A 17,246-nucleotide genomic window follows, 5' to 3' on the forward strand; every position below is an offset into this window, starting at 1 on the left:
AAAAAGACTGAGCAACGATCGCTCAGTCTCTGATAATTCATTTTTCTTAGCGTTTACCTTTAATATAAGGTTGGCCACTTGCCTTTGGTGCATTTGCTTTACCAATAAAGCCTGCTAAAGCAAGGATTGTTAGGACATATGGTAAAATTTGCAGATAAACGGCTGGCACATTCTCGATAAATGGAATTTGGTTCCCTGCAATACTTAATGTTTGCGCTAAACCGAAGAATAATGCTGCACCTAGTGCACCCATTGGATGCCATTTCCCGAAAATCATAGCGGCAATGGCCATGAAACCTTGACCAGCAATTGTTGCATGTGAGAAGTCATGTGTAATTGTTTGTGCATAAACTGCACCGCCAAGGCCACCTAGAGCCCCAGAAATCATTACGGCAATGTAACGCATTTTATTTACGTTAATCCCCATAGTATCTGCTGCCATTGGATGTTCACCAACAGCTCGTAAGCGCAATCCAAATGGCGTTTTATAAATGATAAACCATGCGCCAATTGCTACAACAAACGCTAAAATAGATGTGCTATAAACATCATGGAACAATAAACGACCAAAGAAAGGAATATCCTCTAAATAACGAATACCAAAACGACGTATTGGTTGGTCAATCATATCTGTTTGACCTTTATCATAAATCATTTTTACTAAGAAAACTGTCGCGGCTAAGCCTAGTAAGTTAATTGCTACCCCTGATACTGTTTGATCGGCACGGAAAGAAATAGAAGCAACGGCATGGAAAAGTGAGAACACTGCCCCGATCACAACAGCTGCTAGCATTGCTACCCAAACTGTTGCTCCTCCTAATGACGAAGCGAATTCTAAATTGACAAAAATACCAACAAATGCACCAACAATCATTAAGCCTTCTAGCCCGATGTTGACAACACCAGAGCGTTCAGAGAATACCCCACCGATGGCTGTAAAAATCAAAGGTGTTGCATAAAGAATCGCTGAAGGGATGATGAAATATAACATTTCTAAAAAGCTCATGTTATTGTCCCTCCTTTTTCTTGCTCAGCTTTTGTAAGCCTACTCGAATAATATAGCCTGATGCAACGAAGAAGATAATCAACGCAATGATAATAGATACGATTTCTTCTGGAATACCTGCAGCATTTGGCATATTTAGTGCACCATATTTCAATGAACCGAAAAGTGAAGCCCCAAACACTACCCCAAGTGGTGTATTCGCACCAAGTAGGGCAACGGCGATACCGTCAAAACCGATCCCTGTAAAGCCTGGTTTAATGGATGCGTTTTGGAATGTACCTAAAGCTTCCATCGCACCACCAAGACCTGCAAACATACCTGAAATCGTCATTGCTAGAATAATATTTTTATTGACGCTCATACCTGCATAATCAGCAGCATTTTTGTTAAAGCCTACTGCTTTTAGTTCATAGCCACGTGTAGTTTTTTCCAAGATGAACCACATCACAACCACCATTAAAAGTGCAACAATGATCCCATAGTGAAGACTTGAATTGTCTGTAAGCTCTCTTAAAAACGGAGAACGCAGTGAAGCGGATTCATGAATACGTTCTGTTTTAAAGCTGCCATCGGACAATTTTTTGATCGCTGCGTTGGCAATATAAAGCGCAGTATAGTTCAGCATAATTGTCGCAATAACTTCATGAACTTTAAATTTCGCTTTTAAGAAACCTGCAATAAAGGCCCAAAATGCACCAGCTGCAGCTGCAGCAAGCAATGCCAATGGTAAATGAATGAATTTAGGTAGTTCAAATGCATAACCTACCCAAGCAGCTGCCAGCCAACCTAAAATAAGCTGACCTTCAACACCGATATTGAACAACCCTGTGCGGAAAGCAAACGCTACTGCAAGACCTGCCAAAATATAGGGTGTGATTTGTCGAATTGTGTTCCCAATCGAATATGAATCTCCAAAAATACCTGTCCAAAGAGCGATATAACCTTCTACAGGGTCATAGCCACTGACTACCATCACGATAGCCCCTACAATTAAACCGATAATGATAGAGATGATAGGAACGAGTAAATTAATGACACGATTTGACATTAGTCGTTCCCCTCCTTCGCATCATGCTTATTATTTTTTTTACTTTGTCCAGCCATTAGTAAGCCTAGCTCTTGCTCTGTAGTTTCTTTAGGATTTAGCTCATCCACAATTTGTCCATCATAAATTACGGCAATACGATCCGAAACATTCATAACCTCATCTAATTCAAATGAGATTAATAGAACCGCTTTTCCTTTATCACGTTGCTCAATAAGACGAGAGTGAATGAATTCAATAGCCCCAACGTCGAGTCCACGCGTTGGTAGAGCGGCAATCAATAAATCTGGATTACGGTCAATTTCACGACCAATAATAGCTTTTTGTTGGTTACCACCAGATAAAGCACGAGCTGGTGTCATTTCACCATTACCAGTACGTACATCATACTCTTTAATGATTTGGCGAGCTTTCTCAGACACTTTTTTATAGTCCATAACAAAGCCCTTCGCTATTGGAGATTGGTAATATGTTTGTAGAGCAATATTATGACCAATAGGGAAATCTAACACTAAGCCATGCTTATGACGGTCTTGTGGGATATGTCCAACACCTTCCTCTGTAATTTTACGAGGCTTCATGTTGGTAATTTCTTTGCCATTTAACTTAACTGTCCCACTTTTGATTTTACGAAGACCCGTAATGGCCTCAATTAATTCAGATTGACCGTTACCATCAATACCAGCAATACCGACGATTTCACCTTTGCGAACATTTAAGTTTAATCCTTTGACTTTGTCGATGTTTCGGTAATCCGTTACAACCAAGTTGTTAATCGACAGTACTTCATCTGTTGGGTTGGCATCAATTTTTTCTGTTTTAAATTCAACTTGACGCCCAACCATCATTTCAGCCAATTGATCAGGATTTGTGGCAGCGGTTACAACAGTACCAATGCCTTCACCTTTACGGATAATTGTCACACGATCCGAAACTTCCATAATTTCTTTAAGCTTATGGGTAATTAAAATAATCGATTTACCTTCTGCAATAAGTCGACGCATAATTTGAATTAACTCAGTAATTTCCTGTGGTGTTAATGAAGCAGTTGGCTCATCAAAAATTAAAATTTCAGCACCACGATACAAAGTTTTTAAAATTTCAACACGTTGTTGCATACCAACTGTAATGTCTTCGATTTTGGCATATGGATCAACATCCAATCCATATTTTTCAGAAAGTGCTTGTACTTTCTTAGCCGCATCTTTTATGTTAACAATCCCCATTTTAGTAGGCTCAGTGCCTAAAATGATGTTTTCTGTTACCGTAAAATTTTCCACTAACATAAAGTGCTGATGCACCATACCAATTCCCAAATCATTGGCAATATTCGGGTTTGTAATTTTTACAGCCTTCCCACGAACGCGAATTTCGCCACCCTCTGGTTGATACAAACCAAAAAGGACGTTCATCAAAGTCGATTTACCTGCACCATTTTCTCCTAGCAATGCATGGATTTCGCCTTGTTTCAGTTGGAGGGTGATGTTATTATTCGCCACGAAATTACCGAACTCTTTACGGATTCCTAGCATTTCAATCACATATTCCAAAATTGTCACTCCCTTAATAGGCACTATTATTAAGTCTTTTTGCCTTAGCGTATAGTATCTGCTGCTACATGATTGATGGTACAGATAAGCCATACGTCCAGTATTTAGATTTCTACCAGAGGCTATATTTAATTTCACCCATAGAGGTAGATGTTTTGCTAAATTAATACAGGAAAGGTCATCGTTAGAAACCTTTCTTCTATTAACTTAAAACCTAAACTAGTAAATTATCATGTCTACCTCTAAAGGTTCATATAAATCTTGTTAAATAGAGTATTGCAAATAATCTAAATATAACGATAGATTGAAAAATCATCATAAGGTCCTTCTAAAAAGTCCCTTATGATGATCAAAAGATGAATTATTTTTCCACTTTTTCTGGAACTTTGATTTCACCCTTAGCAATTTTCTCTTTATATTCATCAATTACTTTTTGTACATCTTCTGAAATTGCACCACGAGAATCTGCAAGTTTAACGCCATCTTCAGCTAAACCGTAAACAAGTGTTTCTCCACCTGGGAAATCACCATTTTTTGCTCTGTTTGAAATATCTACTACTGCTGTATTAACACCTTTTAACATAGAAGTTAATGTTACGTTTGTTTTATCGTCTACTTTACCTTCTTCGTATTGGTCAGCATCTACCCCGATTACCCATACATCAGCATTAGGATCTTTAGCTTTACGCTCTTTTGCTTCAGAGAATACACCGTTACCAGTTGCACCAGCAGCGTGGAAGATTACATCAACACCTGAAGAGTACATGCTGTTCGCTGTAATTTTACCAAGATCTGCTTTATCAAATGCACCAGTGTATTTTACTTGAATGTCGATATCAGGGTTTACTGCTTTAGCCCCTTCAACGAAACCAGCGTGGAAACGGTTAATAACTGGAATATCAACGCCACCTACGAAGCCGATTTTACCTGTTTTAGACGTTTTTGCTGCAGCAACACCTGCTAAGAAAGCACCTTCTTGCTCTTTGAATAAAACGTTAACTACATTGTCAGCTTTTACTTCTGCATCGATTAATGCAAAGTGGTTATCTGGATTTTCAGAAGCGACTGCATCAATTGCATCAGCCATCATGAAGCCGATACCATATACTAAGTTAAAGTCACGGCGAATTAAGTTGTTTAAGTTAGTTTCATAGTCAGCGTCTGATGCTGATTGTAGGTAGTCAAAACCACCATCGCCTTTTTTAAGACCATGTTCTTTTCCGTAAGCTTGAACACCTTCCCATGCAGATTGGTTGAATGATTTGTCATCAACGCCACCTACGTCAGTAACCATTGCTACTGAGAAAGCTTCTTCAGTTTTGTCACCGCCTGAAGCATTGTCATTGTCTTTTGCAGGTTTTTCGTCGTCTTTCGCACCACAAGCACCTAAAATAGCACTTGCCGCTAATACTGATGTTAATACTAAACCAAATTTACGTTTTTTCATTTAATTAACCCCCCAAAGGTATTGTAATTAGCAGGAAAAAATTTAGAAATGTTCTACACCCGTTTACGAACTACATGGAAGCTGAATTTATCAGCTCGGAAATAATTTTTTGAATAGAGCACTACTTGATCATGCTCATCGTAATGCAACTGCTTTAACACTAAAAGAGCTGTTTCACGTCCACAATTTAAGATCGGTGAGGCTTGTTCATGATATCCTACTGGATCAATATATGTAACAGCGTAGGCTACATGAATTTTGCCAGATTGCTCAAGAGCAGAGAAAAGTGAAACTTCTTTTTTTTCGACAAAGTCAGTAGGCAGGAAGCTTGCAGGTAGCCTGTCTATGCAGTATACTACTGGTTCGCCATCCGCTGTTCTGACACGTTCAATCGTGAGTATTTTATCTTCGCCATCACATTGGAAGCGTTTTAAATCTTCCTCAGAAGGTACGTGCTCAGTCGCTTTTAAAAACCGCGAACCTGGCTCCATACCCGCTGCCTCGATCATTGAAGAAATGCTCGATAAATGCTCGATGCCTGATGTAAACAACGGCTTAGGATTGACAAAAGTCCCAACCCCATGTCGGCGCACAATCACATTTTCCTCTTCCAACAGTCGAAGTGCTTCTCTAAGTGTTGCTCGACTGACTCCTAGTGATTTCGATAATTCAAATTCTGACGGAAGCTTTTCATTTTCTTTAAAAATACCAGCCTCAATGTCAGATTTTAAACGATCGATTACTTGAAGATAGAGATGACGATGATCTGCTTTAATAGTCACATATATCACCACCAAAATCAGAGATCAGACATCTGATGTACAACATTCCTACTAATCGTTCATAAATATAACATTTTTGCAGAATGAAATAAACAGTTTTAAAGAAAATCTGTTATAGAATTCATTCTTTCTTCATTTTTATTGCAAATATTTGGACAAAAATACAGTGAAACACAGTTATTTTTGTCCAATTTTTTGGTTAGTTATCGTACTGGTGAACAAGTACTTGACGCGGTTTACTACCCTCTGGAGGCCCTACAATCCCGCGTTGTTCCATTTGATCGACAATACGTGCTGCCCTTGAATAGCCAATTCGGAAGCGACGTTGTAGCATAGATACTGATGCTGTTTGCATACTGACAACTAATTGGACAGCTTCATCATATAATTCATCCGTTTCCTCTAAAATGGTTTCTTCTTCAGTAGGAATCATCTCCTCCTGATACTGTGCCTTTTGCTGTTCTATAACAAAATTCACAACAGCTTCAACCTCTTGATCTGATAAAAAAGCACCCTGCACCCTTTTTGGTTTCGAAGCCCCGGCAGGTAAAAATAGCATATCACCACGACCAAGTAGGCGTTCAGCCCCACCCATGTCTAAAATGGTTCTTGAATCAATTGCTGAAGAAACTGCAAATGCAATTCTTGAAGGTATATTTGCCTTTATGACGCCTGTTAAGACATCTACACTCGGTCTTTGTGTCGCAATTATTAAATGAATCCCTGCAGCACGTGCCATTTGCGCTAAACGTGTAATTGAATCCTCTACATCACTTGATGCAACCATCATCAAATCCGCTAACTCATCCACAATGACAACGATATACGGTAGCTTTGGATGCTTTTCTTCTGTTTGCTCATTAACCTTTTGTACATGAGCATTATAGCCCTCAATATTTCGTGTACCTGTATGAGAAAACAAGTCATAACGGCGTTCCATTTCAGATACCACTTTTTTTAGTGCTTGCGAGGCTTTTCGTGCATCTGTCACGACAGGCGCCAATAAATGAGGAATACCATTATAAACATTTAACTCCACCATTTTTGGGTCAATCATCATGAGCTTCACTTCATGTGGTTTTGTACGCATTAGTATGGATACAACTATGCCATTTATGCAGACACTTTTCCCGCTACCTGTTGAACCAGCTACAAGTAAATGTGGCATTTTATTGAGCTCTGCTAGAACCGCTTGTCCTGTAATGTCACGACCAAACGCTACTTGTAACAATGCATCAGGCTTAGCACCATCCTTCGATTCCAATACCTCACGAAGTGTCACAATGGCTACCTCACTATTTGGCACTTCAATACCAATCGCTGATTTCCCAGGGATAGGAGCTTCCATACGAATATCTTTAGCGGCAAGTGCTAGCGCAAGATCATCTTGCAGATTGACAATTTTGCTTACTTTCACACCTATATCTGGTAAAATTTCATATTTCGTGACAGCTGGTCCCAAATGGACTTGTGTCACCTTTGCTTTTACACCAAAGCTTTGTAATGTTTGTTCTAGCTTTTTAGCATTAGCTTGAATCACCGAATATTCACCGCTTTGGTCATGTTGAGGTGGTAATTGTAATAGATTATAGGATGGGAGCTGATAATCTGCATTTTCTACAGTATCAGTGCCTTGAATATGGACATCATCCGTTGCTTCTTCTAGTTCATTTTCCACCATCGTTGGCGTATCAAATACAGCTCTTTCCTGTGAGACATTTTGCGTAAAAGCAGAGATAATCGGCTCATGAGGTATTTCCTCCTCTTGTTCTGACACATCTGTCATTTGATTAACTGCTGCTACCTCATCTCCACTTTCTACTCTAGAGCGACGATTGCTAGGCTTTTTCGGTGTATTTTTTTTCTTATCACGGTGTTTCTTTTTCCATTTGCCAAATAGACCTGGCATTTTTTCAGCTAAATAAGGTACCAATGCCTTACCTGTGACTAAAATTAACCCTATAAAGAAAATAACCCAAGCAACGACTTTTGCCCCTGATGCTTCAAATAACACGTGGAGGCCGCTAAATAATAGGGCACCAATCATCCCACCGCCTAGAGCATTGCTACGATGAATAATACCTTCTGTATTGATCAATATGCGCCACGATTCACGAAGAACAGAATCAGATAAAAGACCACCTGATTTCGATAATTGCTCAAATAATATGCCATGGCTAAAAATGGTTAAGCTCATAATAATGAGTACCATGCCGAGTATTAATCGATCCTTCAAACCGATTTTTTTACGACCAATCATCATTAACAACGCAACAAATATAAGCATAAATGGAACAGCAAAATGTAAATTACCTAAAAGAAACATGGCGATTGTTTGTAAAATCCGCCCAATCATACCGAATTCAAAAATCATAATGACTGCTAAGGCAATTAAAAGCAGTCCTAAAATTTCATACATAAGCGGATGCATGTCTTTTTTTTCAGTTGTCGCTTTACTTTTAGTTCCTTTCTTTCTTTTACTAACTGCCATCTATTTTCACCTTCTTTTGCAATCCATTTTATATATGTAGCGAATCATCACAAGTAGAACTTGACTATTTCAAAAAAAGGATTTTCCACCGCAATTGGGAGAAAATCCTTTTTCTTTTACTTTTTCCTCAAAGCATTGACGATAAGCTTGTTCAATTAGTACTCCATAATAATTGGAATAATCATTGGGCGACGTTTTGTTTTTTGGAATAAATACGTATTTAGTGTATCTCGAATTTCTTGTTTAATATTCGTCCATTCAAATGTATCTTTACCAACATATTTTTCAATGACGTTTTTCGCAATGTCAGATGCCTCAATCATTAATTCCTCTGATTCTCGTACATATACAAAGCCTCGCGATAAAATCTCTGGGCCAGAGGCAATTTTCTTTTGTGCGCGGTTTAATGTCACAACCACAATGAAAATACCATCTTGTGATAATAATTTACGATCACGAAGAACAATATTCCCTACATCGCCTACACCAATACCGTCAATTAAGACGTTACCAGCTTGTACACGACCACTCATGCGCATTTTATTATTTTTATACTCTACAATATCCCCTTTATCAGCGATAAAAATTTGTGATTTTTGCATACCAAGCTGTTGCGCTAACTTCGAGTGAGCAATTAGCATGCGGTACTCGCCTTGTACAGGGACAAAATACTTTGGCTGCATCAAATTCAGCATAAGCTTTAAATCTTCCTGACTACCATGTCCTGATACATGAACATTTTTGCTAGAAGTCAAAATTTCAGCGCCTGCTTTGGACATAGAGTTCATCGTATTAGCCATTTGTACTTCCATGCCAGGAGAAGGTGTAAATGTGATTAGCACTGTATCCCCTTGCTTAATTTTAATATCACGATGGTGCTTGCGTACGATTTTCTCTAATGCATCTAGAGGCTCTCCTCTATTACCTGTTGCAATAATGATAATTTCATCATCTTGATATTTTTGCATTTCTGAAATCGGAATAATTGTATCTTCTTCAACTGTTAAATAACCTAGCTGTACGCCTAAATCAACAGCCTTTTCCAATGGTTTACCAACAATCACAACTTTACGGAATGATTTTTGGGCTTGGGCAAAAACTTGTTGAATACGAATAAAATTCGATGCATAAACAGCTACTAAAATACGACCTGGTGCTGAGTGGAATGTTTTTGATAATTGTTCTTCAATCACAATCTCCGATGTCGTATATCCTGGTCGTTCAGCTTCGCACGATTCAGATAAGAGAATAAAGACACCGTCTTCTCCTAATTGTGCCATTTTTGCTAAATCAGGTTTGAATTTACCTGTTGCTGACTGATCGAATTTAAACTCTCCTGTATGAACAATCGCGCCTTCAGATGTATGGAACACCACCCCTAACGAATCGGGAATACTATGTGTTGTGTGGAAGAATGTTACATACGTTGAATTGAAATTCATACGACTTCGATTTGTTACTTCAAAAAATTTCACCTGATGTGGTGCAGGTAATTCTTTTAAATGTTCCTTTGCTAATGCAATTGTTAATTTTGATCCGTACACAGGTGCCTTTATTTTTTGTAAAACATAGGCAATAGAACCGATCGCATCTTCATGACCATGTGTTAAGAAAATACCTTTCACACGCTCTTTATTTTCTTCTAAGTACGTAATGTCAGGAATCACGATATCTATGCCTAGCATCTCATCTTCTGGGAACATTAAGCCGCTATCCACTACAAATAGCTCTTCATCAATTTCTACTACGTACATTGCTTTCCCAATTTCGCCTACCCCCCCAAGAGGGATGATACGAATTAATTCATTTTTCTTTTTTGTCAATTTATTTCCTCCTAAAAAATATCCCGAACAGCAACCACTTAACATTTATTATACGGTTTGCAAAGCTTTTGCACAAATTAAAAATACATGTTTCACGTTGGAAATAGATTTTCTTTTATTTGCTTATTACTAGGAGAGGGATCAGCAGATATTGGATAACTTGTATCATGATAGTCATATTAGTATTTTTGAGGATGAGAAGTAATGGATTGAGGGGTCTTTCATCTTTTTTCTAGCATACAAAAACGAGGCTGAAAGAATCTCAGCCTCGGTGCTTTTTATCTAAAACTTTTCGCTTTTTCTTGATACGTATCCCAAATTCTGTCGAAGTTAGCTTTCTCTTGATCTGTCATTTCCATCATTGGTAGACGTACATTGAGTGTATCAAAACCTAATTTTGTCATCGCATATTTAATAGGCGAAGGATTTGGTTGAGCGAACAGCGCACGTACTAAAGGTAATAATGCTCGGTGAATTTTGGCTGCTAGCTTATGATTTCCTTCTTCAAACGCTTTAATCATTAATTGCATATCATTGCCTACAACGTGAGCTGCTACGGAAATAACGCCTGCCCCGCCAATTGCCATTAGAGGTAATGTTAAGCCATCATCTCCACTATAAACTAAGAAATCATCTTCTGGGTCAACATTCTCGATAATATCACCCATTTGATCTAAATTACCACTCGCTTCTTTAATCCAAGCTATGTTTGGAATCTTGCTTAACGCAACAGAAGTTTCATAGGCAACATTGACACCAGTACGCCCTGGGACATTATAGAGCATAACAGGTAGACTCGTTTGTTTAGCAATTGTTTCAAAGTGGGCAAAAATCCCACGTTGATTTGGCTTATTATAGTATGGAGCTACTAGCATGATGCCATCGGCTCCATTTTCTTCTGCTTTATGAGTCATTGCGATAGAGTATGCCGTTTCATTATCCCCTGTGCCGGCAATAACGGGTACACGACCAGCTACTTTCTCTACTGTAAAGCGCACAACTTCAATTTTCTCCTCCGTTGACATCGTTGGGTTTTCAGAAGTCGTACCACAAGCAACTATACAATCTGTACCGTTATCTATCAAATGATTAATAATACGTTCTAGTTCTGGATAATTAATCGTGCCATCATCTTTGAACGGCGTAATCATTGCCGTTCCAATTCGACCTAAATTCATCCTTACACCCCTCTTATAGTAAGTTATCCTCAAGCATTGCTTCTGCAATTTGGATAGAGTTTAATGCGGCGCCTTTTAATAAATTGTCAGAAACGATCCATAGATGGAATCCTTTGCTATTGTCTAAATCTTGACGGATACGTCCTACAAAAGTAGCGTCTTCCCCTTCTGCATAAATAGGCATTGGGTAAGTTTGTGTTGCAATATCATCTTGTAATATCACACCTGGTGCATTGCGTAATACGTCGAAAATTTCTTGAATTGACGCTTCTTTCTCTACCTCAATATAAACTGATTCAGAGTGACCTGAAACAACTGGCACACGAACACAAGTAGCAGCTACTTTTAGCTCTGGTGCATGCATAATTTTTTTGGTCTCATTAATCATCTTCATTTCTTCGTATGTAAATCCATTATCTGTAAATTTATCAATTTGTGGAATGACATTACGAGCGATTGGGTAATGACGTTTATCACTACCAGACGGTAAAATAGTTGCTTCTACATCTTTACCTGCTTCCCAGTTTGCGCTTTGTGCCTTTAATTCTTCAATAGCAGAAATACCTGCACCTGATACTGCTTGATAAGTTGAAACAATTACTTTCGTTAAACCAAATGCATTACGAATTGGTTCAAGTGCAGCTACCATTTGAATTGTTGAGCAGTTTGGATTCGCAATAATCCCTTTATGCTTCGCTAAGTCGCCACGATTCACTTCAGGAACGACAAGCGGTACCTCTGGATCCATACGGAAATGGCTCGTATTATCAATTACTACTGCACCACGCTTAGCAGCTTCAGGTGCAAGCACAGCTGATACTGACCCACCAGCTGAGAATAAAGCGACATTGACGCCTTCAAAAGCTTCAGGTGTCGCTTCTTCAATTGTATATGTTTGACCATTAAATTCGATTGATTTTCCTGCTGAACGAGCAGAAGCAAGAAATTTAATGTTCCCAATTGGGAATTTACGTTTAATTAACTGCTCCATCATTTTCGAACCAACTGCCCCTGTTGCCCCAACAACTGCAACCGTTAACTGCTTTGTCATCTGTCATCTCTCCTTGAATACATGTTTCATAATGTGTGCTATTGTATCACAAAAATACTGAAAATTGTGTGTAATATATGATTTATTTGAAATATTGTATCAACAGCGGTTGTAATTGCTTTTTCTGCGTAATTGCTGCATGAACAGTATCCACCATTTGATCAAAATCAGCAATTAAAGAATTCGGTTTGGAATGAGGGGAATCTTGACCAAATGGAATAAAATAGATGTTTTTAGCATTTAACAACTTCATAATATTGATACCATTTAAGCCAAGTGCATCGTTGGTTGAAATACCTAATACTACAGGAGACCCATTACGTAAAGTTGCCTTCGCTGCCATTAATACAGGACTATCTGTTGCTGCATTAGCAAATTTACTAATGCTATTGCCTGTCATTGGCGCAATGACCATTGCATCTAAAGGATTGGATGGTCCAAATGGCTCCGCCTCTTTTATAGAAGAAATAACCTTTTCACCCGTTAATGCTTCTATTTTTGCAATCCACTCTTCCCCTGTCCCAAAGCGGGTAGCCGCATGTAAAACGGAGTGGGTAATGATAGGAATAACTGTAGCCCCAACATCAATAAAATTTTGAATTTTAGGCACTACATCTTCATAAGTACAATGCGAAGCAGTAATACCTAGGCCAATTCGTTTCCCCGTTAACAATTTTCTTCCTCCTCTATTGCCTTGCACAATATTGTAGCTGCGTCATGTGCAAAGTATTTCCCAGGCAATGATGGCAATAGTACATACGTTTGTAATTGATCAGCATCTATATCTAAACAGCCTGGCTCTGAGGCTAAATCATATAAAACTGCTGGAACATGCTCGATAAATGACTCTGTAATCCATTTTGCTGGAATTGTATTTATAAAAATGCTATCCGTAATAGACCATTGACGGTCATCTAAATTTGTAGCTTTATAACCATATGCTTTTGCTTCACTCACTTGTACAACTGAACGTGCCACAATATGAACATTCGCACCCATTTTAACAAGTAAAGAGGCGAGCATTTTGGCGATACGACCGAAGCCTGCGATCGTAAAATTTTGTCCGTAAATACATTTTTGCTCGAGTCCGTAGAACGTGGCGATAAATCCCTCCGCTGTTAACCGAGCATTTTGCCAAATAAACGATTCTTGTTGTAAATAACAAATGGATTCATTTTTCTCCAGCAATTGCTTCCAATGCATCGTTAATCGACCTGTATAAAATTTAACTTGTGATATGCCATATAGTTGCTCAACTTCTATTTTCAACGGAAGAATAGGTAGGATAATTTTATTTGGTTGGAATTCTAAAACAAGTTTATTTAACTCTTCGTTCCAAACTGTCGTTCTTTTATAAAACACTGTTCTCGATGGACTTCTTAGCATTGTCGCTAATTCCTTTAATCTCGAGTCCTCACCGATAACAAGCCATTTTTCGTTTTCCAAAAGCTCACCTCACTGTAAATATTCTGATTGTACTGTAGATGTCTTATTAAATAAAATCCGATCTTCTCCAATTAATATAATTTCATGCCAAGGTATCATTTCACTAACTTTCATCTTCTTTTTTTGGAATGGTAATTTATCTTTCACAATCTCAAATCCATGTATTTTTCCTGTTTGCACATCCAATAGGCATTCTGTATGTGCTAAAATGCCAAAATGTACGCCACCCTCAATTTGAATTAATTCTTTATCCACCATCTCAGATAGTAGCATGCCTCATCTCCCTCCTTGAGCCGTTACCTCAATATATGCCGAGTTTTTGCAAATCGTGCCCCCTACCAAAAGTAGGAATATGTTGCATTTTTATCACCTACTGTATATAGTGTATATATACAGTTATAAGAGGTGAGGATTTGTGCATATTCATTTAAGTAATGCTAGTGATAAGCCTATTTATGAGCAAATCACCACACAACTCAAAGAGGCCATTCTAGCGAATAAATTTCAAGCAGGTGATGCACTACCATCTATTCGTGCCCTAGCAAAGGATTTAAAAATAAGTGTGATGACGACCAAACGAGCATATGCCGATTTAGAGCGAGATGGCTTCATTGAAACAGTCGCTGGAAAAGGAAGCTTTGTCACCGAACGTAATCAAGATTTTTTACGCGAGGAGTTACTACGTCAGGTGGAGGAACATTTGCAGAGGGCGGTAAGAGCAGCGAAAACAGCTGGTCTTTCTAAAGAAGAAATGCAAGAATTAATATCTTTACTGTTAGAGGAGGAAATTTAAATGAATGCCATTGAACTTCATGGTCTACATAAGATTTTTGAAGGCTTTTCCCTTAAAGATGTAAGCTTTTCAGTCCCTCAAGGAACGGTAATGGGCTTTGTCGGTGAAAATGGGGCAGGAAAATCAACTACCATTAAATGCATGCTGAATTTATTAAAAAAAGAATATGGCGAAATATTGCTTTTTGGTCAGGATCATGTCGAACATGAGCTATCGATAAAAAACGACATCGGTGTAGTGTTTGACGATTTACATGTACCTGAGACGCTAAATGCGACGCAGCTCGACAAGATTATGAAAAAGGTATTTCAAACGTGGGATTCTAGCTATTACTTTGAACGATTGACTCAATTTAACGTACCAAAGAGGAAGAAGATCAAGGAACTATCACGAGGAATGAGGATGAAGCTGTCGATTGCATTAGCCTTGTCACATCATCCAAAATTATTGATTTTAGACGAACCAACAAGTGGACTAGATCCTATTATTAGGGATGAAATTTTAGATTTATTTTTAGCATTTATGCAGGATGAAACACATAGCATTTTATTTTCTTCTCATATTACAAGCGATTTAGAAAAAATTGCTGACTATATTACGCTCATCCATAATGGTGAAATTTTATTGAGTGAAAGTAAAGACGCTCTATTATATGATTACGGCATTTTCAAAGGGAGTAGTGAGGAAGTAAGCGTATTGCCAGAGCATGCCATTATAAAAAAACGAAATGGAGCATTCGGAATTGAAGCCCTCGTTCTGAAACATGAAGTAAACGAGGCTTTCCGACTCGAAAAACCTTCTATAGAGGATATCATGCTATTTTTTGTGAAAGGTAGTGTTTAAATATGATAGGTCTTATAGTAAAAGATTTAATGACTATTCAACGTCAATTGAGATCCCAGGCATACGTTGTTCTATTTCTTCTTGTGATGGCGATCTTTATGCAGCAAAGCTCAATGCTGCTGGCTGTTATTGTCTTTATTGTAACGATTCAAGCTATAACTGCTCTTACCTACGATGAGCAAAGTAGCTGGGATAAGTATGCCAATACCCTACCTATTTCTAAAGGGGATATTGTTCTTAGTAAATATATACTGAGTGTATTGCTTATGATCATTGGTCTTATTATTGCACTGCCCATTATATTTCTTATCAATTATTTTACCGATCAAGGTATCACCACAGATTTTTTCCTAACATTTAATATGATTGTGACATTGGCTCTCTGTCTGTTAGCTGTATTATTACCTATTTATATTAAATTTGGCTCCATTAAAGGAAAAATGGTTTTGATTGCGCTTTGTTTTATCCCAGGCTTCTTGTTAGGGATGTTTAAAGAGTATCTACCCAATATACCCTTCACTTTTTTAAATCTTAAACAGTTTATGTTTGTAACACCATTTGCCGGATTATTAATACTTTGGCTATCCTCGTTAATTTCTACAGCCATTTATAAAAGGAAAGAGTTTTAGGGAGGGGTTCTATGCGGGCATTATTGTTACAAAGATTTGTCGTACAAAAATGGTCTCTCATTTTTGCAATGGCCTTATGTCTACTCCTTAATTTTGTTCACTTCTCCTTCGTGGATAGCCCTTCCATTGGTTTGGTGATCGTCGTCATTTCGGCCACACTTGTTGAAAATTTATACAGAGGAGATCGACAAGTAAACTGGGAAGTGTTTGTCAATAGCCTACCTCTGTCAAAAAAGGCGCAATTGCAGTCTGATTTCCTTTATTGCTATGGCCTTATTACTCTGCTCTTACTTTTCGTTGCACCAATCTATTTCTCTCAACCTGAAGCTTCTACAGATTTTTTGGAGCATTTTGCTATGTATTTCGCTTATATAAGCAGTGCTTATTTTCTCATCTGTAGTCAATTTTATATTCAGCAGCTTCAAGAAAAGGAGGGAATGCGAACTATCAGAATGCTTACAACTACCTTGCTGATTATTCTGCTAAACTTTGTTGTTCATTACTATTTATCATTAGTAGCTGGAAACTTATTCACCTTAGTGCTCCCAACAATTGTTAGCATCCTCATTAGCGTTCTTACGTTCCATAAATGTCTTCATTTATATATACGACAAGAGAAATTTGCTAACTATTCATTGAAAAATAGGCTGCCTTTATTGGCAACCTATTTTTTATCAATGACAACATGTATCAATTTGTCATTGGCAATATCAATCGTAAAGGCTTTGCCAAATCCTACGACATACCGCCCAGCTACTGGCGTTAACTCAAATAATGAGAAATCAAGTGAACGTAACATTGCCATCATTTTTGCATTAAATAGTTGATCAAAGGCTGCAAATACTTTCTCATGCCCTTCATTGCCCAAATTTTTAGGCTGACATTGCCAGCGTGCTCGCTCTGTGGCAAAAGGATTAGCTGTTACTGCTTCATCCGCTACACAAATTAAATCGACTACTTCTGACTTCTCCATTAGCTGGTAATGCTCTGCAATCCGACTAATATAAATATAAAATTTTCCATTTAGTCGTACAAAAGGGGCTGTACTACTAAAAGGCCTGCCTTCTCCATCCACGAAGCTTAACACACAATTTTTTTTATTTTGAATAAATGCCTCATAATCCTGTTTAACTTGTTCCAAATCGATTGCTTTTGGCATGTA

At 38.1% G+C, this 17,246-nt stretch carries 16 protein-coding genes and 1 pseudogene; 4 read left to right on the forward strand and 13 right to left on the reverse strand.

Annotation, left to right across the window (positions count from 1 at the left end; all coding sequences use genetic code 11):
* Positions 1-46: 46 nt before the first annotated feature.
* The 12 genes from SJW71_RS18400 to SJW71_RS18455 all read right to left on the reverse strand — a co-directional run bounded on the left by SJW71_RS18400 (position 47) and on the right by SJW71_RS18455 (position 14,092).
* Positions 47-1,006, reverse strand: a complete 960-nt coding sequence (locus SJW71_RS18400) for an ABC transporter permease (RefSeq protein ID WP_274796036.1) — start codon at positions 1,004-1,006, stop codon at positions 47-49.
* Between the two features lies 1 nt (position 1,007).
* Positions 1,008-2,054, reverse strand: coding sequence for an ABC transporter permease (locus tag SJW71_RS18405; RefSeq protein WP_322605952.1), 1,047 nt, complete (start codon positions 2,052-2,054; stop codon positions 1,008-1,010).
* The gene (locus tag SJW71_RS18410; protein ID WP_274796034.1) at positions 2,054-3,601 is read right to left on the reverse strand and encodes an ABC transporter ATP-binding protein; all 1,548 of its coding nucleotides are present in this window, start codon (positions 3,599-3,601) and stop codon (positions 2,054-2,056) included. Before SJW71_RS18410 ends, SJW71_RS18405 begins: the two co-directional genes overlap by 1 nt.
* 361 nt (positions 3,602-3,962) lie before the next feature.
* A complete protein-coding gene (locus SJW71_RS18415) occupies positions 3,963-5,048 on the reverse strand; it encodes a BMP family lipoprotein (protein WP_274796033.1) in 1,086 nt (361 codons plus the stop codon).
* Between the two features lie 53 nt (positions 5,049-5,101).
* Positions 5,102-5,830, reverse strand: coding sequence for a GntR family transcriptional regulator (locus tag SJW71_RS18420; protein WP_274796032.1), 729 nt, complete (start codon positions 5,828-5,830; stop codon positions 5,102-5,104).
* Positions 5,831-6,029: 199 nt separating this feature from the next.
* Positions 6,030-8,321: an FtsK/SpoIIIE family DNA translocase gene (locus SJW71_RS18425; RefSeq protein ID WP_274796031.1), complete on the reverse strand. Its 2,292-nt coding sequence runs from the start codon at positions 8,319-8,321 to the stop codon at positions 6,030-6,032.
* 155 nt (positions 8,322-8,476) lie between these two features.
* Positions 8,477-10,144: a ribonuclease J gene (locus SJW71_RS18430; protein WP_274796030.1), complete on the reverse strand. Its 1,668-nt coding sequence runs from the start codon at positions 10,142-10,144 to the stop codon at positions 8,477-8,479.
* A gap of 278 nt (positions 10,145-10,422) precedes the next feature.
* On the reverse strand, positions 10,423-11,322 hold the full coding sequence (gene dapA / locus SJW71_RS18435) for a 4-hydroxy-tetrahydrodipicolinate synthase (RefSeq protein WP_274796029.1): 900 nt from the start codon (positions 11,320-11,322) through the stop codon (positions 10,423-10,425).
* Positions 11,323-11,335: 13 nt separating this feature from the next.
* Positions 11,336-12,373: an aspartate-semialdehyde dehydrogenase gene (locus SJW71_RS18440; RefSeq protein ID WP_274796028.1), complete on the reverse strand. Its 1,038-nt coding sequence runs from the start codon at positions 12,371-12,373 to the stop codon at positions 11,336-11,338.
* An 82-nt stretch (positions 12,374-12,455) separates the two neighbouring features.
* The gene (locus SJW71_RS18445) at positions 12,456-13,046 is read right to left on the reverse strand and encodes a dipicolinate synthase subunit B (RefSeq protein WP_274796027.1); all 591 of its coding nucleotides are present in this window, start codon (positions 13,044-13,046) and stop codon (positions 12,456-12,458) included.
* Positions 13,040-13,819: an NAD(P)-dependent oxidoreductase gene (locus SJW71_RS18450; RefSeq protein WP_274796026.1), complete on the reverse strand. Its 780-nt coding sequence runs from the start codon at positions 13,817-13,819 to the stop codon at positions 13,040-13,042. Before SJW71_RS18450 ends, SJW71_RS18445 begins: the two co-directional genes overlap by 7 nt.
* Positions 13,820-13,828: 9 nt before the next feature.
* Positions 13,829-14,092 (reverse strand): hypothetical protein, encoded by a 264-nt coding sequence (locus SJW71_RS18455; RefSeq protein ID WP_004224966.1) that lies wholly within the window; start codon positions 14,090-14,092, stop codon positions 13,829-13,831.
* Between the two features lie 142 nt (positions 14,093-14,234).
* On the opposite strand from SJW71_RS18455, the gene SJW71_RS18460 reads away from it, so the two are divergent.
* From SJW71_RS18460 to SJW71_RS18475, 4 genes and pseudogenes are all read left to right on the forward strand, one after another.
* On the forward strand, positions 14,235-14,612 hold the full coding sequence (locus SJW71_RS18460) for a GntR family transcriptional regulator (protein ID WP_274796025.1): 378 nt from the start codon (positions 14,235-14,237) through the stop codon (positions 14,610-14,612).
* Positions 14,613-15,455 (forward strand): ABC transporter ATP-binding protein, encoded by an 843-nt coding sequence (locus tag SJW71_RS18465; RefSeq protein ID WP_341385734.1) that lies wholly within the window; start codon positions 14,613-14,615, stop codon positions 15,453-15,455.
* A 2-nt stretch (positions 15,456-15,457) separates the two neighbouring features.
* On the forward strand, positions 15,458-16,084 hold the full coding sequence (locus SJW71_RS18470) for an ABC-2 transporter permease (protein WP_322605957.1): 627 nt from the start codon (positions 15,458-15,460) through the stop codon (positions 16,082-16,084).
* A gap of 11 nt (positions 16,085-16,095) precedes the next feature.
* A pseudogene (locus tag SJW71_RS18475) lies at positions 16,096-16,665 on the forward strand (ABC-2 transporter permease); the annotation flags it as partial.
* A gap of 83 nt (positions 16,666-16,748) precedes the next feature.
* Here the strand turns inward: SJW71_RS18475 and SJW71_RS18480 are convergent.
* Positions 16,749-17,243 (reverse strand): pyridoxamine 5'-phosphate oxidase family protein, encoded by a 495-nt coding sequence (locus SJW71_RS18480; protein WP_412926801.1) that lies wholly within the window; start codon positions 17,241-17,243, stop codon positions 16,749-16,751.
* Positions 17,244-17,246 lie beyond the last annotated feature (3 nt).

Origin of the sequence: Lysinibacillus sp. FW12 (genome assembly GCF_050817245.1) — a bacterium.
In the GTDB taxonomy this organism is placed as follows: Bacteria; Bacillota; Bacilli; order Bacillales_A; family Planococcaceae; genus Lysinibacillus; species Lysinibacillus irui.

What these genes read in the sequence shown, in the direction of transcription:
- SJW71_RS18425 (WP_274796031.1), bottom strand. Translation starts at nt 8,321, where the DNA reads ATGGCAGTTAGTAAAAGAAAGAAAGGAACTAAAAGTAAAGCGACAACT.
- SJW71_RS18480 (WP_412926801.1), bottom strand. Translation starts at nt 17,243, where the DNA reads ATGCCAAAAGCAATCGATTTGGAACAAGTTAAACAGGATTATGAGGCA.
- dapA (WP_274796029.1), bottom strand. Translation starts at nt 11,322, where the DNA reads ATGAATTTAGGTCGAATTGGAACGGCAATGATTACGCCGTTCAAAGAT.
- SJW71_RS18470 (WP_322605957.1), top strand. Translation starts at nt 15,458, where the DNA reads ATGATAGGTCTTATAGTAAAAGATTTAATGACTATTCAACGTCAATTG.
- SJW71_RS18405 (WP_322605952.1), bottom strand. Translation starts at nt 2,054, where the DNA reads ATGTCAAATCGTGTCATTAATTTACTCGTTCCTATCATCTCTATCATT.
- SJW71_RS18440 (WP_274796028.1), bottom strand. Translation starts at nt 12,373, where the DNA reads ATGACAAAGCAGTTAACGGTTGCAGTTGTTGGGGCAACAGGGGCAGTT.
- SJW71_RS18400 (WP_274796036.1), bottom strand. Translation starts at nt 1,006, where the DNA reads ATGAGCTTTTTAGAAATGTTATATTTCATCATCCCTTCAGCGATTCTT.
- SJW71_RS18465 (WP_341385734.1), top strand. Translation starts at nt 14,613, where the DNA reads ATGAATGCCATTGAACTTCATGGTCTACATAAGATTTTTGAAGGCTTT.
- SJW71_RS18415 (WP_274796033.1), bottom strand. Translation starts at nt 5,048, where the DNA reads ATGAAAAAACGTAAATTTGGTTTAGTATTAACATCAGTATTAGCGGCA.
- SJW71_RS18455 (WP_004224966.1), bottom strand. Translation starts at nt 14,092, where the DNA reads ATGCTACTATCTGAGATGGTGGATAAAGAATTAATTCAAATTGAGGGT.